Source organism: Companilactobacillus baiquanensis (assembly GCF_003946605.1).
Lineage (GTDB): Bacteria > Bacillota > Bacilli > Lactobacillales > Lactobacillaceae > Companilactobacillus > Companilactobacillus baiquanensis.
The window spans coordinates 153,487-178,472 of record NZ_RHOQ01000001.1 but is presented as its reverse complement, the minus strand read 5'-3'; the positions used below and the strand labels follow the sequence as shown (position 1 = coordinate 178,472).

Genomic DNA, 24,986 nt, shown 5'->3' with positions numbered 1-24,986 from the left:
GAAAAGCACCCTTTAAGATTGTGTCTAACTTAAAGAGTGTACTTAAATATAACAACTTAATTTTTAGGCATATTTTTACGTAACACCTTAGCTGGACTACCGGCAATAATCACATTATCGCCAAAAGATTTTGTTACGGTTGAATTAGCACCAACGATAACATTATTACCTAAAGTCACACCTGGCAAAATAACCGCATTAGCGCCTATCCAAACGTTATCCCCGATTGTAACAGGTTTGCCTAAGCCGATAAAATTAGCTCTCTGTGTGGGATCATAGGGATGGTATGCGGCATATATTTGCGCATGCGGTGCCATCAAACAATGATCTCCGATCGTTACTGGTGCAATATCTAGAATAACATTGTCGTAATTACATAAGAAATTGTCACCAACGTGAATATTATAGCCAAAATCACATCTAAAATTAGGCTGGATATAAGGATCTTTTCCAACTGAACCAAAGAGTTGTCGAATCACCTTATCCTTTTCTGAGATGGCAGCATCATCTAATTCATTCAATATTTTACATAATCTTCTCGATCTAGTTTCATCAGCTGCTAATTCTGGATCCATGATCTGATATGGCTCACCAGCTAAAAATTTTTCTTTCTCAGTCTTCATAAATTTACCCCCAGCATAATTAATATTATACTCTTCAATTAAAGTAAATATTGAAGATCACTAGCAGGAGTTGGATAGGCAAAGATAGTATTAACTACCTCATCATGTGTCATTTTTTTATTTATGGCTGTTGTTAAATAATTAATAACTTCATCAGCTTCATTACTCAAAATAGTTGCACCAACGATTTGTTCATCTTTATCGAAAACGATCTTAGCTTTAGCAACATGTTCATTTGTACGATAGTACGTAAACCACTTAGTCTGATCTTGATCGACCACATGAAATTGATCAGAGTTTTCTTTATCGATCGTACTTAAACCTACCTTAGCTAATTCCGGACTTCCATAAACCAAAGTTGGAATAGCTGGATAAACTATTGCTTGATCATTTTTACCATTCAAAATATCTGCTACATAACGAGCTTCAAAACCAGCAACAGGGGTCAATTTAGGTTCATTCTTATCAAGTACATCCCCAATAGCATAGATTCTTTTATTGGATGTTTGTAAATGATCATTCGTCTGAATACCTTTAGCAGAGTATTCAACATGAGCTTTATCTAGCTTTAGTTTATCAGTATTAGGAATTCTACCAGTTGCACCGACAACTAAATCGCTATCTAAACTAAAATTCTTAGCTTTTAAAGTATATCCTTGATCATTTTTTTCAATGGCATTTGTATCAACATTAAAATGAAATTTAATACCGCGATTTTCTAATTGTTTAATCAATTCATCAACATATTGTTTATCGAAACCTTTAAGCGGACGATCATTGTGATGGACAATATGGACTTCTGCACCAGTAGAGTTAGCTATTGTAGCAAGTTCAAAGGCAATATAACCAGCTCCAATAAATGTAATTTTCTTAGGCATTGCTTTCAAACTCAAAAAATCAGTACTAGTTAGTAAATTTTCCTTTCCAGAAATATTTATCTGACTAGGTCTTTGACCAGTTGCGATCACAAAGTTTTGAGCTTGATAAACTTTATCATTAACTTGAATTTTATCATCTGAAATAAATTCAGGATCCCCATCAATAGCCGTAATACCCGCGCTAACAGCTCCATTACGACTACCACTAGGAATCTTACTAGTATATGTCTCTTTAAAAGCTTCGAGCTCACTCCAGTTAACAAACGGAACGCTTGAAAAACCTTTTCCTTGAAGTTGTTCCACTCTATCTCTAGCCTGCACGCCACTCAAGAGTATTTTTTTAGGATCACAGCCACGATTGGGGCAAGTTCCACCCCATTGATAGTTTTCAACTATGGCAACACTTTTACCAGCAGATTTTAAGGCATAACCTTCTGCTAATCCAGCCGGACCTGCACCAAGAACAATAACGTCAAATTTATTTTCAGAATCAACCATTAAAAATACCTCCTCAATAAAAAAACACTTATAACATTTCTATTATAAGTGTTCCGATTAAATTTAATTATTAATTTGCTTAGTCATCCGCTTTGCCTTTATTCAAATTCAAAACTGACATGAAAGCTTCTTGAGGAATGGAAACTTTACCTACTTCCTTCATACGCTTTTTACCAGCTTTTTGTTTATTCAATAACTTATCACGACGAGTACGGTCACCACCATAAAGTTTAGCAGTAACATCTTTACGATAAGCTTTAACAGTCGCACGGGCAACGATTTTATTACCGATGGCAGCTTGAATTGGAATTTCAAACATTTGTCTAGGGATAACTTCTTTCAAACGAGATACAATGTCACGTCCTCTTTGATAGGCAAAATCTCGATGAACGATGAAACTTAAAGCATCGACGATTTCCCCATTTAAAAGAATATCCATCTTGACCAAATCACTAGCTTCATACGCATCTACATCATAATCTAATGAGGCATAGCCTTTAGTGTTAGACTTAAGATCATCAAAGAAGTCAAAAATAATTTCCAACAATGGCAACTTATAAATAACATTAACTCGATATTTATCTAAGTAATCCATTGTTTCAAATTGTCCACGTTTACGCTGGCAAAGTTCCATAACCGGACCAACATAGTCTTCAGGAACCATTATTTCAGCTCTAACATAGGGTTCACGTATTTCTTTTATTTCCGATGCATCTGGCAATTCGGCCGGATTATCGACAACTATTTCTTCACCACCATTAGTTGTGACATGATAATCAACCGATGGTGAGGTAATAATTAAATCAAGATCAAATTCTCTTTCCAGACGCTCTTGAACAACATCCATGTGAAGTAAACCTAAAAATCCTACACGGAAACCAAATCCTAAGGCCTGTGAAGTTTCAGGTTCATATTCCAAGGCGGCATCGTTAAGTTTTAACTTTTCCAAAGCTTCATGGAGATCTTCATAACGAGCATTATCTACTGGATACATACCAGCATAAACCATCGGTGTGCTCTTACGATAGCCAGTTAATGGTTCATCAGTCGGATTGTCGGCTAATGTGACTGTATCACCAACCTGTGTTTCAACAACTGATTTGATACTGGCTGTGATATAACCAACATCGCCGGCCATAAGATAATCACGCGAAACAGCCTTTGGCGACATGACACCTACATCAGTGACCTCAAAAGTCTTTTTATTACTCATTAATTCGATCGTATCACCGACTTTAACGATTCCTTCACGAACACGGACATTCAAAACAACTCCACGATAACTATCGTAAACCGAATCGAAAATAAGTGCCTTCAGAGGCTTTTCAAGGTCACCTTCTGGAGCAGGAAAATCTGAAACGATTCTTTCGAGTAACTCATCAATGCCAAGGCCAGTCTTAGCACTAGTCATAACAGCATTTTCAGCATCAATCCCAATCATTTCTTCTATTTCTTCTTGAACCTTTTCAGGTTGAGCTGATGGTAGATCAACTTTATTGATGACTGGCAATATCTCTAAGTCGTTATCAATTGCCAAATAAGAATTAGCTAAGGTTTGTGCTTCAACACCTTGGGCAGCATCAACAACTAACAATGCTCCTTCACAAGCTGCCAAAGAACGTGAAACCTCATATGAGAAATCCACGTGTCCTGGTGTATCTATTAAATGGAAAATATAATCCTTTCCATCCTTAGCCTCATACTCTAATTCAACTGCGTTTAATTTTATTGTAATTCCACGTTCGCGCTCAAGATCCATATCATCTAAGATTTGAGCCTTCATCTCACGCTTGGAGACGGTTTTAGTTTTCTCTAAAATACGATCGGCAATCGTTGATTTACCATGATCGATATGCGCTACGATAGAAAAATTACGAATTCTTTTTTGTCGTTCTTTTAATTTATCTAAATCTAGATCCATAAATTATTCCCTTCTATCAATTATCTCATTCTTTTCATTTTACACTATTTGACCTAATACCACCATAAAGGAGGCAGTTTGAAATACAGCAAAAAAGAGAGCCTAATTAAAGCTCTCTTTTAATAAAATTTTAGCTCTTAAAAGTATCCTTTAATTTATCAAAGAAATTACTATCTTTTTCTTTGACCTTATCTCCACCTGCTTCAGCGAATTTCTTCAAAGCATCTTTTTGTTCACTTGATAACTTACGAGGAGTAACAATGTTTACTGTAACTTTTTCGTCACCAACTTTATCACTATTTAAAACTGGTGCTCCCTTACCTCGTAATCTAAATGATGTACCCGTTTGAGTACCACCAGGAACAGTTAATTTAACTGGTCCATGAACTGTATTGACTTCAATTTCATCACCTAAAGTTGCTTGAGGAAAACTGATATTTACAGATGTATAAATAGTTCCACCGTCACGGGTAAATTCCTTGCTTGGTTTAACTCTAAAGACAATATAAAGATCACCGTAAGGACCACCGTTTTCTCCGGCTTCACCTTGACCGTCTAATCTCATTTGTTGTCCATCTTCAACACCAGCTGGAACTGTAACTTTAAGGGTATGCTTGTTATTTACTTTACCCTTACCATGACATGTTGGACACTTTTCTTTAATTTCTTTACCAGTACCATTGCAGACATCACAAACAACTCTAGTACGCATACGGCCTAGTGGAGTTGCACGTTCTACTTCAATATGTCCTGAACCGTGACATTTATGACAAGTTTCAGGCTGAGTACCGGGTTTAGCACCGTTACCGCCACAAGTCTTACATTCCTCTTCACGATTATAATTAATATTAGTCGATTTACCAAAAACTCCTTCTTCAAAAGAAAGATCCATTCGATATTGCAGATCTGAACCTTGTCTTGGAGCATTAGGACTCTGTCTAGCAGTACCGCCGCCAAAGAATTGACTGAAAATATCATCAAAGCCGCCGAATTGTTCGCCAGCTCCGCCGCCAAAACCGCCAAATCCTTGTCCGCCATTCATACCTGCTGATCCATATTGATCATATTGGGCGCGCTTTTGAGGGTCCTTAAGAGTTTCATATGCTTCATTTATTTCTTTAAACTTTGCCTCAGCATCAGGTGCTTTATTGATATCAGGATGATATTTTTTTGAAAGCTTACGAAATGCTTTTTTTATTTCATCTTCAGAAGCGCTTTTATCAACGCCTAAAACATCATATGGATCTCTATTTGCCATTAAAAATCACCTTTGTGATGAGGATGTGACTTTCGTCACGCCCTCTTGTTGTATTACGATTATTATTTATTGAAACGCGCGACATAAGGCAGATACCTCCGCTTATCTACGATATGCTCAGTCTCTAACCGCCTTAAGTCACGCTCTGTTTTTCATTTTCAAGCTCAAAAGAGCAGTACATTTTTATACTATACCATTAACAGTCTAGTAATTAAAATCGCTGCTCTTTATCACAAAACTTATTTTTTATCTTTATCTGGATCTACTTCTTCAAAGTCGCCATCAACTGTCTTACCGTCGTCTTTGCCTTTGTCGTCAGTAGTACCTTCAGCAGCATTGCCTGCGTCTTTTTGTTGATCTTGAGCTTGTTGATAAAGCTTTACAGATAGATCTTGCACGATCTTATTCAAATCGTCACGTTTCTTCTTCATATCTTCAAGGTCACCAGAATCTTGAGCCTTCTTCAAAGCATCACGAGCGTCTTCTGCCTTCTTGATTTCGTCGTCAGAAACTTTACCCTTAATATCTTTAAGAGTCTTGTCAGTAGCAAATAATGTTTGTTCAACATCATTCTTAACGTCTACTTCCTCTTTACGCTTGTTATCTTCGTCTTCGTTTTCCTTGGCTTCTTTCATCATCTTATCAATTTCTTCATCACTTAAACCTGACGAACTCTTGATAGTGATCTTTTGTTCCTTATTAGTACCAAGATCCTTAGCCGAAACATTAACGATACCGTTCTTATCAATATCGAATTTAACTTCGATCTGAGGTACACCACGTGGTGCAGCTGGAATATCTGTTAATTGGAAACGACCTAAGGTCTTGTTATCGGCAGCCATTGGACGTTCACCTTGTAAAACATGAATATCAACAGCACTTTGATTATCTGCAGCAGTTGAGAATGTTTGTGATTTACTTGTTGGGATAGTTGTATTTCTATCGATCAACTTAGTAAATACTCCACCCATAGTTTCAATACCTAATGAAAGTGGTGTGACATCAAGTAAAACAACGTCTTTAACATCACCAGAGATAACACCACCTTGAATAGCAGCACCTAAAGCAACGGCTTCGTCAGGGTTGATTGAGTGATCAGGTTCCTTATTTGTCCAGTTCTTTACAGCATCTTGAACGGCAGGAATACGTGTTGAACCACCATTTAAGATAACTTTGTCAAGATCTGCAGCTGTAAGATTAGCATCTTTCAAAGCCTTATCAACAGGGATTCTTGTTCTTTCAACTAATTCTGATGTTAACTCATCAAACTTAGCACGTGTCAAAGTCTCTTCCAAATGAAGTGGACCGTTAGCACCAGATGAAATAAATGGCAAGCTGATAGATGTTTGGCTAACACCTGATAGATCCTTCTTAGCTTTTTCAGCGGCATCCTTCAATCTTTGAAGTGCCATCTTATCTTGTGATAAGTCAACGCCGTTCTTATTCTTGAATTGTTCAACTAACCAGTCGATGATCTTTTGGTCAAAGTCATCACCACCAAGACGTGTATCACCATTAGTTGAAAGAACTTCAAACACACCGTCACCTAATTCAAGGATAGAAACATCAAATGTACCACCACCAAGGTCATAAACAAGGATCTTTTCGTCACCCTTGTCATTGTCAAGACCATAAGCAAGTGCAGAAGCAGTTGGTTCGTTAACGATACGTTGAACGTTTAAACCAGCAATTTTACCGGCATCTTTTGTAGCTTGTCTTTGTGAATCATTGAAGTATGCAGGAACTGTAATAACAGCATCTGTAACATCTTCACCAAGATACTCTTCTGAGAATTTCTTAATATGTTGCAAAATCATAGCTGAAATTTCTTGAGGTGTATATGATTTACCAGCAACAGTTACTTTATAACCTGGTTCACCCATATGTCTTTTAATTGATGAAACTGTATCTGGGTTAGTGATTGCTTGTCTCTTAGCAACTTCACCAACTTGAATTTCGCCATCTTTAAAAGCAACAACTGAAGGAGTAGTTCTGGCACCTTCTTTGTTAGCAATAATTTTAGGTGATCCACCTTCTAGTACTGCAACAGCTGAGTTTGTAGTACCTAAATCAATACCAATAACTTTTGACATAAATTAAAACCTCTTTTTAAAATTTTATATTATTGAGCGACAACGACCATTGCAGGACGTAATACACGATCTTCTAATTTATAACCCTTTTGTAAAACTTGAACGATAGTATCTTTAGGATGATCATCATCTGCTGGAACAGTTTGCACTGCTTGGCTATCAGTAGGATCAAACTTATCTCCAACACCATCGATAACAGTAACTTTATTATCTTTTAAAGCTTTTACCATATGTTGTTGGACCATATCGATACCCTTTTTCAATTGCTTGCCAGCATCGTCATCAACTTCAACTGTCAAAGCACGTTCCAAATTATCAAGCACTGGAAGTATTTCAGTGGCCAATTTTTGACCATCATATTTAAGAATACCAGCGACTTCTTTTTTATGACGATTATTCATATTTTGAATTTCAGCTTGGCTTCTTAAAAACTTGTCTTCCAACTCTGCATTCTTTGCCTTTAGATCCTTTAAAGCAACGTCCTTTGGATCAATTTTCTCTTTTGGACTTTCCTTTGAAGAATTATCTTTAGTTGAACTTTCAACTTTTTCTTCTGGCTTTTGAGGGTCGTCTACTTTTTGCTTTGTTTCATCTTTATCTGCCATTACTTCCTCCTAAGTATCAAGAATCATCATACCGTGAATAATAATCGATCAATCTTTTGGCTAATTCTTGGCGGAATTCTCCAAGCAATCCGATCAATTGTGAATAATGCATTGTAGTTGGACCTAATAAGGCAATAACACCTTTTCCATGATGACCAACATCATAATTAGCAGTAATAATACTGTAATTCTTAAATGCATCTGAACCCAATTCACTACCAAGACGAACACGAATGCCGTCATCAGCAATATCTGGATCTAATAATTTTTTCAAATCATTACTTTCATTAATAATTGAGAAAAGTGACTGTACTTCTGACAAATCTTCATTGTTGGCGTAATTCAATAAATTAAGCTGACCATCAACAAAGTATTTTTCAGAACCGGCTTTTCTAAAGAGCTGATCGATCATATCGATCAATCCATCATTGGAGTACATATATTCAGATAAAATTGCTGGAACATCATTATGTAACATTTTAATAACCTTAGGTAAAGGTTGTCCGACTAATTTATCATTTACTACCCTAACAATTTTTTCAATCAGTTCCGTATCAAACTCTTCATTTATTGTATATATATTACTTTCAACATTATTATCACTAGTAACAATAATTGCCATTATTTGACGTGAATTTAATGGTACGATTCTGAAACCGGTCAATAAAACAGCGTTGCTTTCAGGACCTAATGTAATTGCTGTATAACTTGTTAAATGAGAAAGGATCTTTGCGGATTGTTCGATAATATCATCTATTTGATGATAAGTCTTTCCAAAATCTTCATCGATTCTTTGAGCAATATTTTGAGGTACTGACATAGGTCGAACCAAATGATCAAGATAATAACGATATCCCATTGCAGATGGAATGCGACCGGAAGAAAGGTGTGTTTTCTCTAAATAACCAATCTCCTCTAACGTTGCCATTTCATTTCTAATAGTGGCTGAACTAACATGAAACGACAACGCATTCATTAATGTCTTTGAACCAACCGGTTGGCCGGTATCTGTAAAAATGCGCACTACTTCTTTCAAGATAGCATCTTGACGTTTCGATAACATTATACCGCCCTCCTTTTAGCACTAATCATCTATGAGTGCTAACAATGTAAAATATAACAATCTCTTCTATTAGTGTCAAGTGCTGAGCCTTAGAAACTAAAAAGAATTTTACTGAAAATAAGCACGCAAAAATAGAGCTAGAACAATATCTACTCTATCCCGTTTTAATTATTTTGCTGAAAATAGTTTATCGAATTTTCTTTATCCAAGTGTAACTGCTCGATCAATTCTTCAGCGTTGTTAAATTTAACTTCACCACGCAAGTAATGGAGCCACTCGACTCTTACAGGTTGATCATAAATATCTTCATCAAAATCAAAGATATTAGCTTCGATCGTAACGCCAGTATCTTCTTTAAAAGTGACATTGTAACCAACCGAAGTCATTGCTCGATACCAACGATCGTGAACCTTAATTCTAGTCACATAGACACCAATAGATGGTTTAACTTGATCAGATGTAGTTAGTATGTTTGCCGTTGGATATCCTAAAGTACGCCCTCTTTGCAAGCCATGAATAACCACACCTTGATTTTGATAATTGTACCCTAGAACCGTATTTGCCTGATCTACTTTATCGTTCTCGATCAATTCTTTGATCGAACTAGATCCAATTTTTCGGCCATCATAAGTCTGTTCAGGAATCGTTACAACTTCAAAACGACCGGCAGCATATTTGGGTAGATTTTTCATATTAGCGATATCGCGTTTGCCATAAGTATAATCAAATCCAGCAACAACATACTTCGCATTCATTCTTACCATATACTGATCAACAAATTCTTGCGGAGTTAATTTAGAAAATTTTTGACTAAATTCCATAACATATAAATAATCAACATCTAACTTAGCAACTAGTTCAGACTTTCTAGCTACTGTTGATAAATACTGATAGTTTTTCTCGTGTTGATATACTTCTCTTGGTGAGCGATCGAACGTTAATAATACCGATTTTAAGCCATTTTCTTTAGCAATTTTAACACCTTTATTAATAACCTTTTGATGTCCCTCATGAACACCATCAAAAAATCCCATTATCAAAACTGTATCTTCAGAAGGTATCTGATCTGCTTTTAATGGGTGCTTTACATTTAAAGTCTGCATATTCAATCTTTTCTACTCATTGTTCAGTAACATTGTTTCTGGCTTCCACATGGAATCCTTAGGATCATACTTGTAGATGGCCTTTGTAATATTATTCTTGGTAACTCTGAGATTTTTATTTGTATCATATTGTGAAAACTCCAAGAAGCCTCCATGTTGAACGTTGATTTCCCATTCCTCATCAGTTAGTTCATGAACTGGAAGATCTACTAAGACATCGTCAATACTTTTAAAAAAACCGTACTCATTTGATTCTATCATTGACTCGATATCTGACAACGTAAATGTGTCTTTTAAATCAAAACCAGCACTTTGCGTTCGAGTTAATTTCGACATATAAGAAGGAACTCCTAGTATTGACCCAAACTCAACTGCTAAGGTTCTAACGTATGTTCCTTTTGAACATCTGACATGGAATCTAACCGTTTGTTTGCCACTGGTAGAATCAAATACTGGATCACCCATTAGATAAAAATCGTACAAATGAATTTTTCTTTCAGGTCGTTCTACTTTCAAACCAGCTCGTGCATATTCATAAAGCTTCTTGCCATTGACCTTAACGGCAGAATACATTGGCGGTATTTGAGTTAAATCTCCAATCATACTTTTAAAAGTCTCTTCCAATTTGGGAATTTCAAAAGGTTGATTTAATTTAACTTCTTCAACAACATCCCCTTCACGATCTTCAGTTGTTGTCGACATACCTAAAGTTATCTCACCTTCATACTCTTTAGGCGAGCCTGTCAAACGATTGACCAGTTTTGTTGATTGACCTACGCAAATTGGCAAAACACCATCTACCAACGGATCAAGCGTCCCTGTATGGCCCACTTTTTTTGTATGCAAAATTTTTCTTAATTTGTAAACACAATCAGAACTAGTTAATCCGATTTCTTTATGTAAAGGAATTACACCATTCATTTATCTATCTCCGTACCTATTAATAAACAACTTTATTAATTATAACAAAAAAACTTCCATTGAATTGGAAGTTTTACAGACCATTAACATCTGATTGCTTTAATTCCGGAGCATCAGTTTCATAATCACCTGTGCTGGAATTATCATTATTCTGAGAATACATACTAGTGGAACTATTACCTTTATCATCTCGAGTTTTTAAAAGCCTGTTCAATTGATCTTTATATTCATATTTATCATCATTAGGATCAACCGGTTTAAAATCATCTGGTGTATAAAATCTCAATAGGTTTTGATTATTGATTTTATCTGAAATACTTAATCTCTGATCAACTTGCTTGCCCCAATCCTTTATATTTCCGGATAAAACAGGATTCTCTGCTAAATCAATCTGCTCTCCAGTGGAATTTGAATAAACATTATAAAATTTCTTACCCTTCTTGATAACCGTATATTCAGATGTCATATAACTGCCATCTCGAAACGGTACGATTTGAATATGTTCTTTTGATAATAGATCTTGACCTAATTGCAAATAGTTCTTTGTATCGATTCCAACAAGATGCAAAATTGTCGGCAAAACATCAATTTCACCACCGTATGTATCTTTGATTCCACCTTTTAATCCATCCACATGAATCATAAAGGGAACTCTTTGAAGTTTTGCATTATTAAATTCTGGTTGAGATTCAGAATACCCTAATAAAGGCGTGAGATCAGGGTTTTTGTCATTAGAAATTCCATAATGATCACCGTACAAAACGATCATCGATCTTTTATATAAACCACTTTTTTTCAAATAAGCAAAGAATTCCTTTAGTGCATTATCTAAATAGTGTGCTGTCAAAAAATAATTATTTACTACATTGTTATTTGTCTGCGTAGTAACAAAGCCGTCATTATCTTCAATCGGTAGATCAAACGGATAATGATTAGTTAAAGTAATATATTTTACGTAGAACGGTTGTTGCAGTTGTTCCAAATATTTGATACTTTGAGCAAACATCAATTTATCTTTCAAACCAAAACCAAGATCACTATTTTCAGAACTATTAAAGGAACTTTGATCAAAAAAATAATTATAACCGAAATTAGGATAAACCTTATTCCGAGAATAAAAACTGCCAACATTACCATGAAAAACTGCACTAGTGTATCCTTGTTTTTGATTTAAAATTGCCGGTGCAGCTTGAAAAGTATTACTAGGTCCTAATTGAGGGAAAAAAGATCCTTCTGGTAAACCAAACAAACCTGTTTCAAGCATTGTTTCCGCATCACTAGTCTTGCCTTGTCCTACTTGATGAAAAAAGTTGCTATAAGACAGAGTATTTTTATTACTATACAAAGAATTCAAAAACGGTGTCACTTCTTGGTCATTGACTTTAAAGTTAATTAAAAATTGCTGGAAGCTTTCCAGATGGATAACGATAATATTTTTCTTCCTAGCTACTCCAAAATATTTAGAATTTGGCATCGCATAATTTGCTTGCTGGAAATTCAATGGACCATCTATACCAGTGGCCGTTGCGTTTTTTCTAACCTGATCAGAATTAATAGTTTTGATCGAGTCATAAACAAAAAAAGAATTGAGACCTAAATATTTTACAATATACGTCTGATCAAACAGTCGAGTTAATAATTGAGGCCGATTCATCTCTGCTAAGGCTAAATTCAAAGAAAACAACATTATTCCAAAAGTTGTCCAGGCCAAAGCATTTAATTTTCTCAAAACGTCTAACTTCTTTTTAAAAATTATTAAACCTACAACGATAGCAATAATTGGCAAATCTAACAAGTAGATAAAATCATAGTATTTCATTGAATTTAAAATACTTGGACCAAGACTTTTAACAGCCTTAGCTGAACTAGTGATAGTATTTAACGAAATAAAATTTGTAAATTCTCGATAGTATAAAACATTACTGTATAGAAAAATAGAATCAATCAAGTAAACTGCAGTCATAAATATATAGGCAATTTTAGGATTTCGAAAGTAAAGTCCAAGACTTAGTAAAATAGTAATAGTAGCAAGAGGATTTATTAAAAGAATGAAATTTTGTATAATGCCTTGAACTCCAAGTGAAAAGTCTAAATAATATGAAAAAATATTTTTTAGCCAAAAAATAATAACCAATGTAAATATAAATAGAGATATTTTAGTTACTGGCTTTTTGGTCATTATACTTACTCCCGTTGATCAACTTTTCGTATTAATAATCATATACTAGTAATCTTTGCAAAATCAAATTCTATCACTAAAAGTCATTTGACGATTAGTCAAAAAAATCTGACTATAACAAAATCACTATTTTTATTAAATATATTTTCCAGCCTAAAACACATAAGCCCAGCAATCCAAAATTCGGATTACTGGGCTTATGCGATTTGTATATGTTTCTAATTTAACTAAATTAACGCTGAATCTTTAGGATCTGAATCCTTAGTATTTAAATCATTAGTAACTTTATCTTCTGGTAAATTATCAGCTAATACTTGATCATGTGCTCTAGTACCAGCGTAAACAGAATCTTTCAATGGATTTCTGCGTAATTTCACCACGCGATAAATATGTAGTACAAGTACTCCAACGTTAGCTAATAATGCTAATGCACTAACTACCATCAATGCAGTACTGTTATGCGAGCTTTGAACTGCAAATTGCGAATCTGTAACAAATGCTGGGAAACTCATCGTGAACATCATCCAAAATGCCAATGTCTGTGCACGAGCTTGCAGCCAAGAACCTTTTTTAATAAAGAATGCTGCAAAGGTACATGATAATAATAAGGCTGCTCCAGCGTAGAACGAGTGATCACCAACACAATTATAAACATAGGCAAAGTTCCAAATATCATATGCAATGATCCAAGGCCAAATTTGATCAGGCCAGATCATATCCTTTTGCTTATCACGACTGACAATGATCCCCATCCATCCAGTGATTGTAATAATATTTATGATACCAGCAATACCATTCATAATATTCCAGGCACCACCGTTCATGAAAACACCGTCTACCATTCCGTGTAATCCATAAACTTGGAAGTCTCTAAAAACGGCTTCCATAATATTAACTGAAAGAATAATTGGTGGAAACATTAGCATCCACTTATTATTTTGTAATTTCGGAATAAATCTTAATGCCATAAAACCTAAACATCCTGCTAAAGCCGAATAAACCTTTACCCAATGAAACCAAGTACCGGTACTACTACCAGAACCTGCCGTATTAGGCCAAACAAATATCGTTAAAATAATTGGAACGGCGACAAAGAGCGTTAATCCTACCCACTTATTAGCTCTTGCAGCCTCATTAAGTAACATCAATGCAGCAATAACTGCGATCCACATTACCCAATCAATAGCTGTAATATTTTGAAATAAGAACATTTTGATCCCCTCCATTCACCATGTTTATTACTTCACAAGTTAATTGTAACCGGTTACTATGAAGGTTCATATGGTCAAAGAGAGCCTATTGTCCAAAGTTTAAGAGTTTCTCTTAACTACAGCCTCAATCGTTCCTCCGAGCATTCTTTCCATTAGATCAACAAATTCATCTTCTGATTCCCGCATATCTGTCACTAACCATTGAATGACCTGACTAGATAAGGCCCGACCATAAAAATTACTAATTTCATCACGCAGATCATTCTTGCAAGTTGGTTGTAGATCCAGGACTACTCCAGAAACCATATCAAAGGCTAATCGATATAAGAAATGTTCTAAAAACGAACGATTGGTGGAACTAAAAGTATTCAAACAAAATTTTTGATTTTCTACTATATAATTTAACAAAGTTTCAAATCCATCAGTCCACTTGGATTGGCTTTGAAATGCCGCCAATTGAACAACTATTTCTCTTGCGTATATCCACTCCAAAATTGATTTAATATCTTCAAAATGATAATAGAAGGTATTTCTAGCAACGTTGGCTTCACTTGTTAAAATATTGATCGTAATTTTATCTACTGGCGTATCGTTCATTAATTTTTTTAGGGTTTGAGCAAGTATCTCTTTTGTATCCATATTTTTTCCTCCCTATATCAAAAATTTTAACATGAAAAAAGCCCGCTGAAATTTTCATTTCAGCGGACATTTTTAACGATTAGCTTCGTCTTGATGTAATTTAGCAATCAAGCGGTCAATTTTTTCACCGTAGCGAATTGATTGATCTTGCTTAAATTCTAATTCCGGAACTTTATAAAGTGTTAGACGTGAACCAAGCTCTTTTCTGATCAGACCTTTGGCCTTATCTAAGCCAGCTTGAGTTTTTTCAACATCACTAGCCTTTTCTGAAAGGATACTGTAGTAAATTGTGGCTTGTTGCAAGTCACCTGTCATCTCAACACCTGTTACGGTTACACCTTGAACTCGTGGATCACGAATACGTTTAAGTAAAATATCATTTACTTCTTTTTGTATTTCTTGTTCCACACGACCAATTCGATGTTTTACCATATTATCATCTCCTATTTGACTGGAACTTCTTCCATCACATAGGCTTCAACTTCGTCACCAATTTTAATGTCATTGTAGTTTTCGATTGTGATACCACATTCGAATCCTGCTTTAACTTCTTTGGCATCGTCTTTGAAACGCTTAAGTGAAGCAAGTTTTCCTTCGTAGACAACGATACCATCTCTAATTAAACGTACACCAGATTCACGGGTGATACTACCAGTGTTTACATAACAACCGGCAATCGTACCGATCTTAGAAACATTGTATGTTTCACGAACAGATAAGTTACCTGTAATTTTTTCTTTGTATACTGGTTCAAGCATACCCTTCATAGCGGCTTCAATCTCATCGATTGCTTGATAGATAACTCTGTGTAAACGAATATCAACATTTTCATCCTTAGCTTGAACTCGAGCTTGTGCAGTAGGACGAACATTAAATCCAATGATGATAGCATTACTTGCGGCAGCTAAGTTAACATCACTTTCAGTAATTGCACCTACGGCTTGATGAATAATATTAACACGAACACCCTCAACTTCGATCTTCTTCAAACTTCCAGCAATGGCTTCAACAGAACCTTGAACATCGGCTTTAATAATAACGTCGACTTTCTTAAGTTCTCCTTCTTTCATTGTTTCAAATAAGTTATCAAGTGTTACAGGGTTAGTATTTTGACGTTCTTTTTGAATTGCACGACTAGCACGCTCTTCACCAGCTGCACGAGCTGTCTTTTCATCTGCAAAGACAACAAACTTATCAGCTGATTCTGGAACATCATTCAAACCAGTAATTTCAACTGGTTCTGATGGTGTGGCCTTTTTAACTTCTTTACCATTGTAGTTAGTCATAGTTCTAACTCGACCAAAAGTATTACCTACAACGACTGGATCACCAACGTGAAGTGTACCTTGTTGTACCAATAGTGATGCAACTGGTCCACGACCCTTATCAAGTTTGGCTTCGATAACAGTACCGACAGCCTTTTGATCAGGGTTGGCCTTTAATTCAAGAACATCAGCTTGTAATAGAACCATTTCTAGTAGTTGATCAATGTTTGTACCTTCCTTAGCGGAAATTTCAACAAAGATCGTGTCACCACCATAATCTTCAGGAATAAGTTCATATTCCATCAATTGTTCGATTACGTGTTGTGGATTTGCACCTGGCTTATCGATCTTATTAACGGCAACGATAATAGGATCATTAGCAGCTTTAGCATGGTTAATAGCTTCAATAGTCTGAGGCATTACACCATCATCGGCAGCTACAACTAGGATAACAATATCAGTAATATCAGCACCACGAGCACGCATATTTGTAAAGGCAGCATGTCCAGGTGTATCCAAGAAGGTAATCAAACGATCTTGTAATCTTACTTGATAAGCACCAATATGTTGAGTAATACCACCAGCTTCACTAGCTGTAACGTGAGTATGTCTCAAGTGATCCAATAGAGTTGTTTTACCATGGTCAACGTGTCCCATGATAGTAACTACTGGAGGTCTTGGAACTAAGTGTTTTGTACTCTTAGTTTCTTCTTCAAAGTATTGGTCGATATCAGCAATATCTTCTTCAACTTTTTCTTCAGAATTAATTCCATAATCAGTAGCCAACAATTCGATAGTATCTTTATCTAATGATTGGTTTTGATTGATCATAATTCCAAGCATAAATAATTTCTTAACAATTTCTGCTGGTTCACGATGCAATAACTTACCAATATCTTGAGCATTCATACCAACTGTATAAACAAGTGTTTCTGGTAATGGACGTTCTTTTCTTTGTGGCATTACTTTCTTAGGTTCATTATTACGTTGGCGTTGTTGTCTCTTTCTTTCCTTCTTCTTCTTACGAGTTCCGAAAGGATTTGCCAAGTTTTGCTTGTGTCCAAAGTCACGGTTATTTGTTGTCTTTGGTTTCTTGTATTCTGGTTTTGGAACTTCAACTTTAGCTGTATTTGGCTTTGAAGTTGATTGAACTTTATTAGCCTCAACTGGCTTTCTAACATTGTTATTATGACTATTATTATTTGTGTGGTTACTGTTGTTATTGAAACGTCTATTGTTATTACTATTATTGTTGTTAGGACGGCTATTATTACTATTGTTGTGATTATTACGGTTAGCGTTATTACCGTTATGATTATTGTTTCTAGGACGACTAGGTGTTGTTGCACGACTAGCATCTTGAATATTTGTCTTATATTGTTCTAGATACTTATTTCCAGCACTTTGTCTTGGTCTTGGAGCTTGTTGCGTTTGGTTGTTTCTAACATTTCTATTGTTACGATTATCACGTGATTGATTGTTGCGACGATCGTTAGGTCGATTATTATTTGGTCGACCATTGTTATTAGAGTTGTTAGAACGATTATTACTATTATATGAACGATTATTGTTACTATTATTATTGCTATTAGTACGATTATCGTTTCTATTATTACTTGTATTATGTCTACTATTACTTGAATTTACCGAACCATGATTATTATCATGGTGATTATTGTTGTTACGGTTATTATGGTCGAAATGCCCCTTATTATTACTCTTAGTAGCATCTCTTCTTACAGCCGTAATCTTAATCTTAGTTTTATGTTGTCCATTATTGCTATTACCGTTACTTGCTGTCGTGCTAGCCTTCTTCTCGGTATTAGTATGGGCGTTATTTGTACTAGGTTTTGAATTAGTATTCTTCTTTAGATTACTAACAATTTTTGATTCACTTGTTTCATCAACAGATGACATATGATTCTTTACATCCATTCCTAGTTTCTCGGCAGCGTCAATTACAACTTGATTGTCGACGTTATTTTCTTTTGCAATAGTATAGATTCGTTTTTTGGCCATCCTATCACTCTCCTTAGTTTTCCATAAGTTCACTCAACCTTTTAGCCATTTTTAAGTCTGTTATTCCAATAACTTTTCTATCTTTTCCAATAGACTTTTTAATTTCATAACTTGTAAACTCTGTTATTAGTGGTACTTGATAATAATCTGTTTTATTAGATAAATCCTTTTTAGTTCTATCACTACAATCACTAGCCATCACTACTAGTTTAACACTCTTATTACGAATTCCTTGCAGTGTTAAGTCTGTTCCACTGACCATATTACCAGATTTTAGAACTATTCCTAAAAAACTTAAAAATTTATTTATCAATGTTTCTTACCTAAATCCCCAAATAAATCCATTCTGGCTTTTTGATGATCGACAAAGTCGAATAACTCATCATAGAATTCACTTGGTACAGCATGTGAAAAGACCTTTTCCAAAATCTTTTGCGACTTGGCCTTTTTCACGGCTTCAGGATCCAAACCAACATAAGCACCTCTACCGGCCTTTTTACCAGTTGGATCAATGAAAATATTACCATCCTTATCTTTTACGATTCGGACCATTTCTCTTTTTGGATACATCTTACTTGTTAAAATATCTTTACGCATGGGTATTTTACGAGTTGCCAAATCAATCACCCCCTAATTATTCAGAATCACTGTCATCTTTATCGACATCTTTTTTATCGATATCATCAATATCTACATCTTGATCGTTATCATCAACGAATTCAACCTGTGATTCTGGTTTAATATCAATCTTATAACCAGTTAATTTAGCGGCCAAACGAGCATTTTGACCTTTCTTACCAATTGCTAATGACAAATGATAATCTGGAACAATTACCATACATTGTTTCTTATTATCATCATCAAATTGAACTGCAATAACTTCAGCTGGGTTTAGAGCATTTGCAATGAAATCAATTGGATCATCAACGTATGGAACTACGTCAATATTTTCACCATTAAGTTCATCAACAACTGCCTGAACACGAGTACCCTTTGGTCCAACACAAGTTCCAACAGGATCAACATCATCATTATCCGATTTAACAGCAATTTTAGTTCTATCTCCAGCTTCTCTGGCAATTGAAACGATCTCAACTGTTCCATCATATATTTCTGGAACTTCTTGTTCAAACAATCTCTTAACCAAACCTGGATCTGTTCTTGAAACAAATACTTGTGGTCCTTTTGTAGCATTTTCTACCTTAGTAACATAAACCCTGATTCGATCTCTAGGATTATAAGTTTCGCCTGGCATCTGATCTGCCTTTGACATAACAGCTTCGATCTTACCAAAGTTAATATAAACAAAACGATTATCGCTTCGTTCAACGATTCCTTGGATAATTTCGTGTTCATATTGACTATACTCATTATAAATAACGTCACGTTCGGCTTCTCTAACACGTTGCATAATAACTTGCTTAGCTGTTTGAGCCGCAATTCGTCCAAAGTCTTTCGGAGTTACTTCTTCTTTGATATGATCACCAATCTCATAACCCTTACTCTTCTTTTGAGCTTCAGCAAGACTAATTTCTAATCTATCATCAACTGACTCTTCAACAACTTCTTTAACAGCATACACGTGAATGTTACCTTTTTTGGCATCAAACTCAACATCAACATTTTGAGCTTGATTATAGTTACGTTTGTAAGCTGCAACTAGAGCTGCTTCTAAAGATTCGATCACATATTCTTTTTTGATACCCTTTTCGGATTCTAACGCATCCAATGCATCGATCATTTCTTTACTCATGCTATTTCTCCTTAACGAGTTTTTAAGTTTCTAAAAACTCTCAATCTTAGAATTCAATTGCAAGTCGAATTTTAGCAATTTTATCTCGACTTATCTCAACTTGCTTATGAAGATTTTTAATTTTAACATCTAAAGTTATTTGCTCTGCGGTTACCTTTGTTAAAGTTCCTTCAAAAGCTTTTTGTCCATCTTGTTTTTGGTATAAAGATACATTAATATAGTCGCTTTCATAATTTGAGAGACTCTCATCATTTTTCAAGGGACGTTCAGCACCCGGTGAAGAAACTTCTAAATAATAAGCTGGATCAATTGGATCTAATTCATCTAATTTTTCCCCATATTCTTCACTAATCAAGGCGCAATCATCAATACTGATTCCGCCTTTTTTATCTGCATAAACTCTTAAATACCAATCGCCATGTTCATGTACAAACTCTAAATCAACTAAAAAGAAATCATGTTGATCTAATATAGGTTGCAAAATGGCTTTTAATTCATCAACTTTTGTATTCAAAAACACTCCTCCAAAGTAATCGGCAATAAAAAGAGTGAGCATTGCTGCTCACTCAACTCAATAATTAACTAGTAGTAATTTAACACATTTGTGAAACAAAATCAACTGGAAGCCTTGATACTAGAAGAGCGATAGTTGATTTTCATCTGGCATTCCATCTAATACATGATTTTCTGTCATATATTCAATGATGGTTTTTGAAACCTTACCACGAGTCCCTAAGTCTTCCTTAGAAAGAAATGGCTGTTCTTCTCTAGCTGCTACGATTTGTTTAGCAACATTATCACCCAATCCAGGTATGGCATTAAATGGTGCCAGCAATGTTTTATCATCAATAATCTTGAATTCAAAAGCATCGGATTTTTCTAAATCTACCATTTTAATAGTAAATCCACGCTCTACACATTCATTAGCTAGTTCCAAAACCGTCAATAAATTCTTTTCTTTGGTAGAAGCGTCCATCCCTTTATCATTAATGGCTTTCATTGCATCTTTAATGGCTTGCTTGCCAGTTGTCATGGCAACTAAATCAAAGTCATCAGCACGAACAGAAAAATAAGCACTGTAATAATAAAGTGGATAGTGAACTTTAAAGTAAGCAATTCGCAACGCCATTAAAATATAGGCCGTCGCATGTGCTTTAGGGAACATATACTTGATCTTCAAACAAGAATCAATATACCAATCTGGCACATCTGCGTCTTTCATTTGCTGCTTCCACTCATCAGGTATACCACGTCCCTTACGAACATGTTCCATAATTTGAAAAGCAATTTGTGAATCCATACCCCAATGGATCAAATCCATCATAATATTATCACGACAACCAATAACCTCTTTTAGCGTAACAACACCTTTATCGATCAATTCTTCAGCGTTACCTAACCAAACGTCAGTCCCATGTGACAAACCAGAGATTTGAAGTAACTCGGCAAAAGTTGTTGGATGAGTTTTCTCTAACATTCCACGAACAAATCTAGTACCAAACTCTGGAACACCAAGTGTACCTGTCTTAGAAAAGATCTGTTCAGGTGTAACTCCTAACGATTCGGTACCTGAAAATAGTGCCATAACTTCCTTATCATCAACCGGGATAGTTAATGGATCGATCCCAGATAAATCTTGTAAAGTACGGATCATTGTCGGATCATCATGTCCCAGAATATCAAGTTTTAAAATATTATCGTGAATTGAATGGAAATCAAAGTGAGTTGTCTTCCAAGCTGCTTTTTGGTCATCAGCTGGATACTGAATCGGCGTAAAATCAAAAATATCCATATAATCTGGAACAACAATGATACCAGCTGGATGCTGACCAGTGGTTCTTTTTACACCAGTTGAACCCATAGCCAGTCTTTCTTCTTCAGCATTTCTGAATTGTTGTTCAGTTAGTTCTTCATAATTTTTAACATAACCAAAGGCTGTACGATCAGCAATAGTACCAATTGTACCGGCTCTAAATACGTGATCTTCACCAAATAATACTTTTGTATAATTATGAGCAACTGGTTGATAGTCTCCCGAGAAGTTCAAATCAATATCTGGAACTTTATCACCTTTAAAACCTAGGAACGTTTCAAAAGGAATATCTTGACCATCTTTTTTAAGTTCCGCCCCACATTTAGGACATTTCTTATCTGGTAAATCAAAACCTGAACCAACTTCACCCTTAGTAAAGAATTCAGAGTATTTACATTTAGGACAACGATAATGTGGTGGTAGTGGATTAACTTCAGTGATACCTGTCATGGTGGCAACGAAACTAGAACCGACCGAACCACGGGAACCAACTAAGTATCCATCTTTGTTTGATTTATAAACTAGTCGTTGTGAAATTAGATAAATAACTGAGAAACCATTACCAATAATACTTTTCAGCTCTTTATCCATGCGTTCTTGAACAATTTCTGGTAATTTCTCACCATATAACTCATGGGCTTTATTCATAGTTAAACTACGAATCTCGTCCTCGGCACCTTCCATTTTAGGGGTGTACAATTTATCTTTAACTGGTGAAATTTCATCGATTTGATCCATTATTTTGGCTGGATTATCAACAATGATTTCTTTTCTTGTTGCTTCATCCAAGAAATCAAATTCATCAAACATCTCATTAGTCGTTCGGAACTGAACATCTGGCAAAACTTGACGTGCCAAAGGATTGCTTTTAACGGCTTTAATAACTATTTCTCGATAAACCTTATCATGTGGGTCAAGATAATGAACATCCCCAGTCGCTACAACAGGTTTATTGATCTCTTTTCCTAGTTTAATAATATTTTTTAGGATCTCTTCAAGGCCGGCTTCATCTTTAATTAATTTAATATCTAACAAGTGCTGATAAACCGGCTTGGGCATGACTTCCAAATAATCATAATACTGAGCAACTTCACGAGTATCTTCATAACCTTTTTGCATCATGGTATTGAAAACTTCACCATCTTTACATGCAGATCCTACTAAAATACCCTTGCGATATTTATTTAGTAATCTTCTTGGTACACGAGCTGTTCGATAATAGTATTCAGTCATTGAATATGAAACTATTTTAAACATATTCTTTAACCCTTCTTGGGTTTGTGCCAATAAAATAGCATGACTAGGACGTGCTTGTTTATATGCTTCATCGCCACCGACATGATCGTTTAATTGAGAAATATTTGTAGTAGAAAATTTTGATTCCATTTCCTCAAACAATTTATACATTAAATAACCGGTTGTTTCCGCATCAGCATTGGCACGATGGTGATGTTCCAAAACAATATTGTAGCGTTTAGCTAATGAGTCTAACTTGTGATTACGATATTCGGAATGTAGTGTCCTGGACATTTCCAATGTATCTATAACCGGAACTGACACACGATCGTGTCCCATTCTAGTTAGGGCGGCGTTTATAAACCCGATATCAAAAGTTACATTATGTCCAGCAAGAACATCATCACCGACAAAATCAATAAATTTTTGAATAGTCGTTTTTTCATCTGGAGCATCTTTAACCATGTCATTAGTAATGCTAGTTAAATTAGTTGTGAACTCAGATAGTTCTTGTCCAGGATTTATGAATTCATCAAACGAATCAATTACTTCGCCATCTTTCATTTTAGTGGCTGCAAGTTCAATGATGCTGTCATAAACAGCTGATAATCCAGTTGTTTCGACATCAAAGACTACATATTCAGCATTTAATAGATCTTCATCTCGCAAATTATAAGCAATTGGATTTCCTTCATCAACAAGATCGACCTCTACACCATAACCGATCTTAACGCCAAATTTTTTACCAGCACTGTATGCCTCTGGAAAGGCCTGCAAAGCTCTATGGTCAGTGATTGCAATTGCTTTTTGTCCCCATTGACTAGCTCGTTTAATTAAATCAGTCGCACTCGGTATTGCATCCATTTGACTCATATTCGTATGTGCATGCAACTCAATTCTCTTATTATCTTCTTCGGCCGTATCTTGACGCTCAGTATGTTTAATAATATTAATATCATTAGCCATAATGACAAGTTCACGTGAGAAATTATCTTCTTGAACACTACCTCGAACTCTGATCCAAGAACCTTCACTCAATTCTTCAAAGAATGCTTCATCATCTTCACCGTTAGAAAACTTCTTAATACTAAACGAAGAAGTATAATCAGTAACTTTCAAAATCAACAATGAACGACCTGACTTTAATTTCCGAACGTCTTTGTCAAAAATATTTCCTTCAACTACTTTTCCACGATCCTCTTCAATAATATCAACCATTTGAGTGATCTCTTGATCATCAGGTATCTTACGCCCTACTTTAGAAATATTACTTGGAGTTTTCTTGGACTTTGTTTGACTAATTTCTTGGACCTTAGTTTGAAATTGCTTTGTCTTCTCATCGTTTGCTGTATGAAGAGCCTCTAAATTCTTTTTAGACTTCTCCTCATCAACATTAATATGCAATTTAAAATCAGGGAATCCTAGGCTTCGATACTTATCTTGAATTTGTTTTGTCAGATCTCCATTCATAAAATCAGCTATAAATCCATTAGAGACGGATAAAAATAATTGACCATTTTCCATTACTGGCGGCGTCTGCTTCATTAATTGCGACACGACCGGTGAATTTAATTGGCCCGTCTGCAAAACAAAGTCCCAATAATCACGAATCTTTTTTTCGTCTAAATGTGCATTGGTAGTAGAAATTTCCCAATCAATAGAGGCGATTCCATTAAATGATTCTTTTAATGATTCCGTAAAAATTTTAAATTCATTAAATGGTAGAACATCTTCAAATTCAAAAAAGAAGACCCATTTTTTTGAGACCTTATGTACATCCAATTTATTCAAATTAGCGCTAGCAAACAATTGATCTTCATTCAATAAATTTTCTAGTTTTATTTGTTTAATTAAAATTTTAAAAAGTTGATTTTTATCTGACATTTTTTACCCTTCAAACATAAAAAA

17 protein-coding genes and 3 pseudogenes are annotated in these 24,986 nt (G+C 35.2%); all 20 read right to left on the bottom strand.

All coding sequences use genetic code 11. From position 1 onward, the window contains the following. Positions 1-56: 56 nt before the first annotated feature. The 20 genes and pseudogenes from EKM77_RS00875 to EKM77_RS00785 all read right to left on the bottom strand — a co-directional run bounded on the left by EKM77_RS00875 (position 57) and on the right by EKM77_RS00785 (position 24,962). Positions 57-623 carry a sugar O-acetyltransferase gene (locus EKM77_RS00875; protein ID WP_125591703.1) on the bottom strand — a complete coding sequence of 189 codons (567 nt, stop codon included), beginning with the start codon at positions 621-623 and terminating at the stop codon, positions 57-59. Between the two features lie 38 nt (positions 624-661). Continuing rightward, positions 662-1,999, bottom strand: coding sequence for a dihydrolipoyl dehydrogenase family protein (locus tag EKM77_RS00870; protein ID WP_125591701.1), 1,338 nt, complete (start codon positions 1,997-1,999; stop codon positions 662-664). Between the two features lie 79 nt (positions 2,000-2,078). Then, a complete protein-coding gene (lepA, locus tag EKM77_RS00865) occupies positions 2,079-3,920 on the bottom strand; it encodes a translation elongation factor 4 (protein ID WP_125591699.1) in 1,842 nt (613 codons plus the stop codon). A gap of 130 nt (positions 3,921-4,050) precedes the next feature. Further along, positions 4,051-5,178: a molecular chaperone DnaJ gene (gene dnaJ, locus EKM77_RS00860; RefSeq protein ID WP_125591697.1), complete on the bottom strand. Its 1,128-nt coding sequence runs from the start codon at positions 5,176-5,178 to the stop codon at positions 4,051-4,053. A gap of 239 nt (positions 5,179-5,417) precedes the next feature. Then, positions 5,418-7,271: a molecular chaperone DnaK gene (gene dnaK / locus EKM77_RS00855; protein WP_125591695.1), complete on the bottom strand. Its 1,854-nt coding sequence runs from the start codon at positions 7,269-7,271 to the stop codon at positions 5,418-5,420. Positions 7,272-7,300: 29 nt separating this feature from the next. Further along, on the bottom strand, positions 7,301-7,876 hold the full coding sequence (gene grpE / locus EKM77_RS00850) for a nucleotide exchange factor GrpE (RefSeq protein ID WP_125591693.1): 576 nt from the start codon (positions 7,874-7,876) through the stop codon (positions 7,301-7,303). 16 nt (positions 7,877-7,892) lie between these two features. Continuing rightward, on the bottom strand, positions 7,893-8,939 hold the full coding sequence (gene hrcA, locus EKM77_RS00845) for a heat-inducible transcriptional repressor HrcA (protein ID WP_125591691.1): 1,047 nt from the start codon (positions 8,937-8,939) through the stop codon (positions 7,893-7,895). A 164-nt stretch (positions 8,940-9,103) separates the two neighbouring features. After that, positions 9,104-10,042 (bottom strand): riboflavin biosynthesis protein RibF, encoded by a 939-nt coding sequence (gene ribF, locus EKM77_RS00840; protein WP_125591689.1) that lies wholly within the window; start codon positions 10,040-10,042, stop codon positions 9,104-9,106. Positions 10,043-10,054: 12 nt separating this feature from the next. Then, on the bottom strand, positions 10,055-10,963 hold the full coding sequence (gene truB, locus EKM77_RS00835; protein ID WP_125591687.1) for a tRNA pseudouridine(55) synthase TruB: 909 nt from the start codon (positions 10,961-10,963) through the stop codon (positions 10,055-10,057). A gap of 73 nt (positions 10,964-11,036) precedes the next feature. Then, positions 11,037-13,142, bottom strand: a complete 2,106-nt coding sequence (locus EKM77_RS00830; protein WP_125591686.1) for an LTA synthase family protein — start codon at positions 13,140-13,142, stop codon at positions 11,037-11,039. Positions 13,143-13,369: 227 nt separating this feature from the next. Then, positions 13,370-14,353 carry a DUF5692 family protein gene (locus EKM77_RS00825; protein WP_125591684.1) on the bottom strand — a complete coding sequence of 328 codons (984 nt, stop codon included), beginning with the start codon at positions 14,351-14,353 and terminating at the stop codon, positions 13,370-13,372. Between the two features lie 99 nt (positions 14,354-14,452). Beyond that, on the bottom strand, positions 14,453-14,992 hold the full coding sequence (locus EKM77_RS00820; RefSeq protein WP_125591682.1) for a TetR/AcrR family transcriptional regulator: 540 nt from the start codon (positions 14,990-14,992) through the stop codon (positions 14,453-14,455). 72 nt (positions 14,993-15,064) lie between these two features. After that, a complete protein-coding gene (rbfA, locus tag EKM77_RS00815) occupies positions 15,065-15,424 on the bottom strand; it encodes a 30S ribosome-binding factor RbfA (RefSeq protein WP_057763742.1) in 360 nt (119 codons plus the stop codon). Between the two features lie 11 nt (positions 15,425-15,435). Further along, a pseudogene (infB, locus tag EKM77_RS00810) lies at positions 15,436-17,235 on the bottom strand (translation initiation factor IF-2); the annotation flags it as partial. 978 nt (positions 17,236-18,213) lie between these two features. Next, a pseudogene (locus EKM77_RS11205) lies at positions 18,214-18,276 on the bottom strand (hypothetical protein); the annotation flags it as partial. A 13-nt stretch (positions 18,277-18,289) separates the two neighbouring features. Further along, entirely contained in the window at positions 18,290-18,589 is a 300-nt protein-coding gene (locus tag EKM77_RS00805; protein ID WP_125591678.1) for a L7Ae/L30e/S12e/Gadd45 family ribosomal protein, read from the bottom strand. Further along, the gene (gene rnpM / locus EKM77_RS00800) at positions 18,586-18,894 is read right to left on the bottom strand and encodes an RNase P modulator RnpM (protein WP_125591676.1); all 309 of its coding nucleotides are present in this window, start codon (positions 18,892-18,894) and stop codon (positions 18,586-18,588) included. The genes EKM77_RS00805 and rnpM overlap by 4 nt, the downstream gene beginning before the upstream one ends. Positions 18,895-18,976: 82 nt before the next feature. Further along, a pseudogene (nusA, locus tag EKM77_RS00795) lies at positions 18,977-20,029 on the bottom strand (transcription termination factor NusA); the annotation flags it as partial. Between the two features lie 46 nt (positions 20,030-20,075). Next, the gene (rimP, locus tag EKM77_RS00790) at positions 20,076-20,543 is read right to left on the bottom strand and encodes a ribosome maturation factor RimP (protein WP_125591673.1); all 468 of its coding nucleotides are present in this window, start codon (positions 20,541-20,543) and stop codon (positions 20,076-20,078) included. 120 nt (positions 20,544-20,663) lie between these two features. Beyond that, positions 20,664-24,962, bottom strand: coding sequence for a PolC-type DNA polymerase III (locus tag EKM77_RS00785; protein ID WP_125591671.1), 4,299 nt, complete (start codon positions 24,960-24,962; stop codon positions 20,664-20,666). Positions 24,963-24,986: the final 24 nt, after the last annotated feature.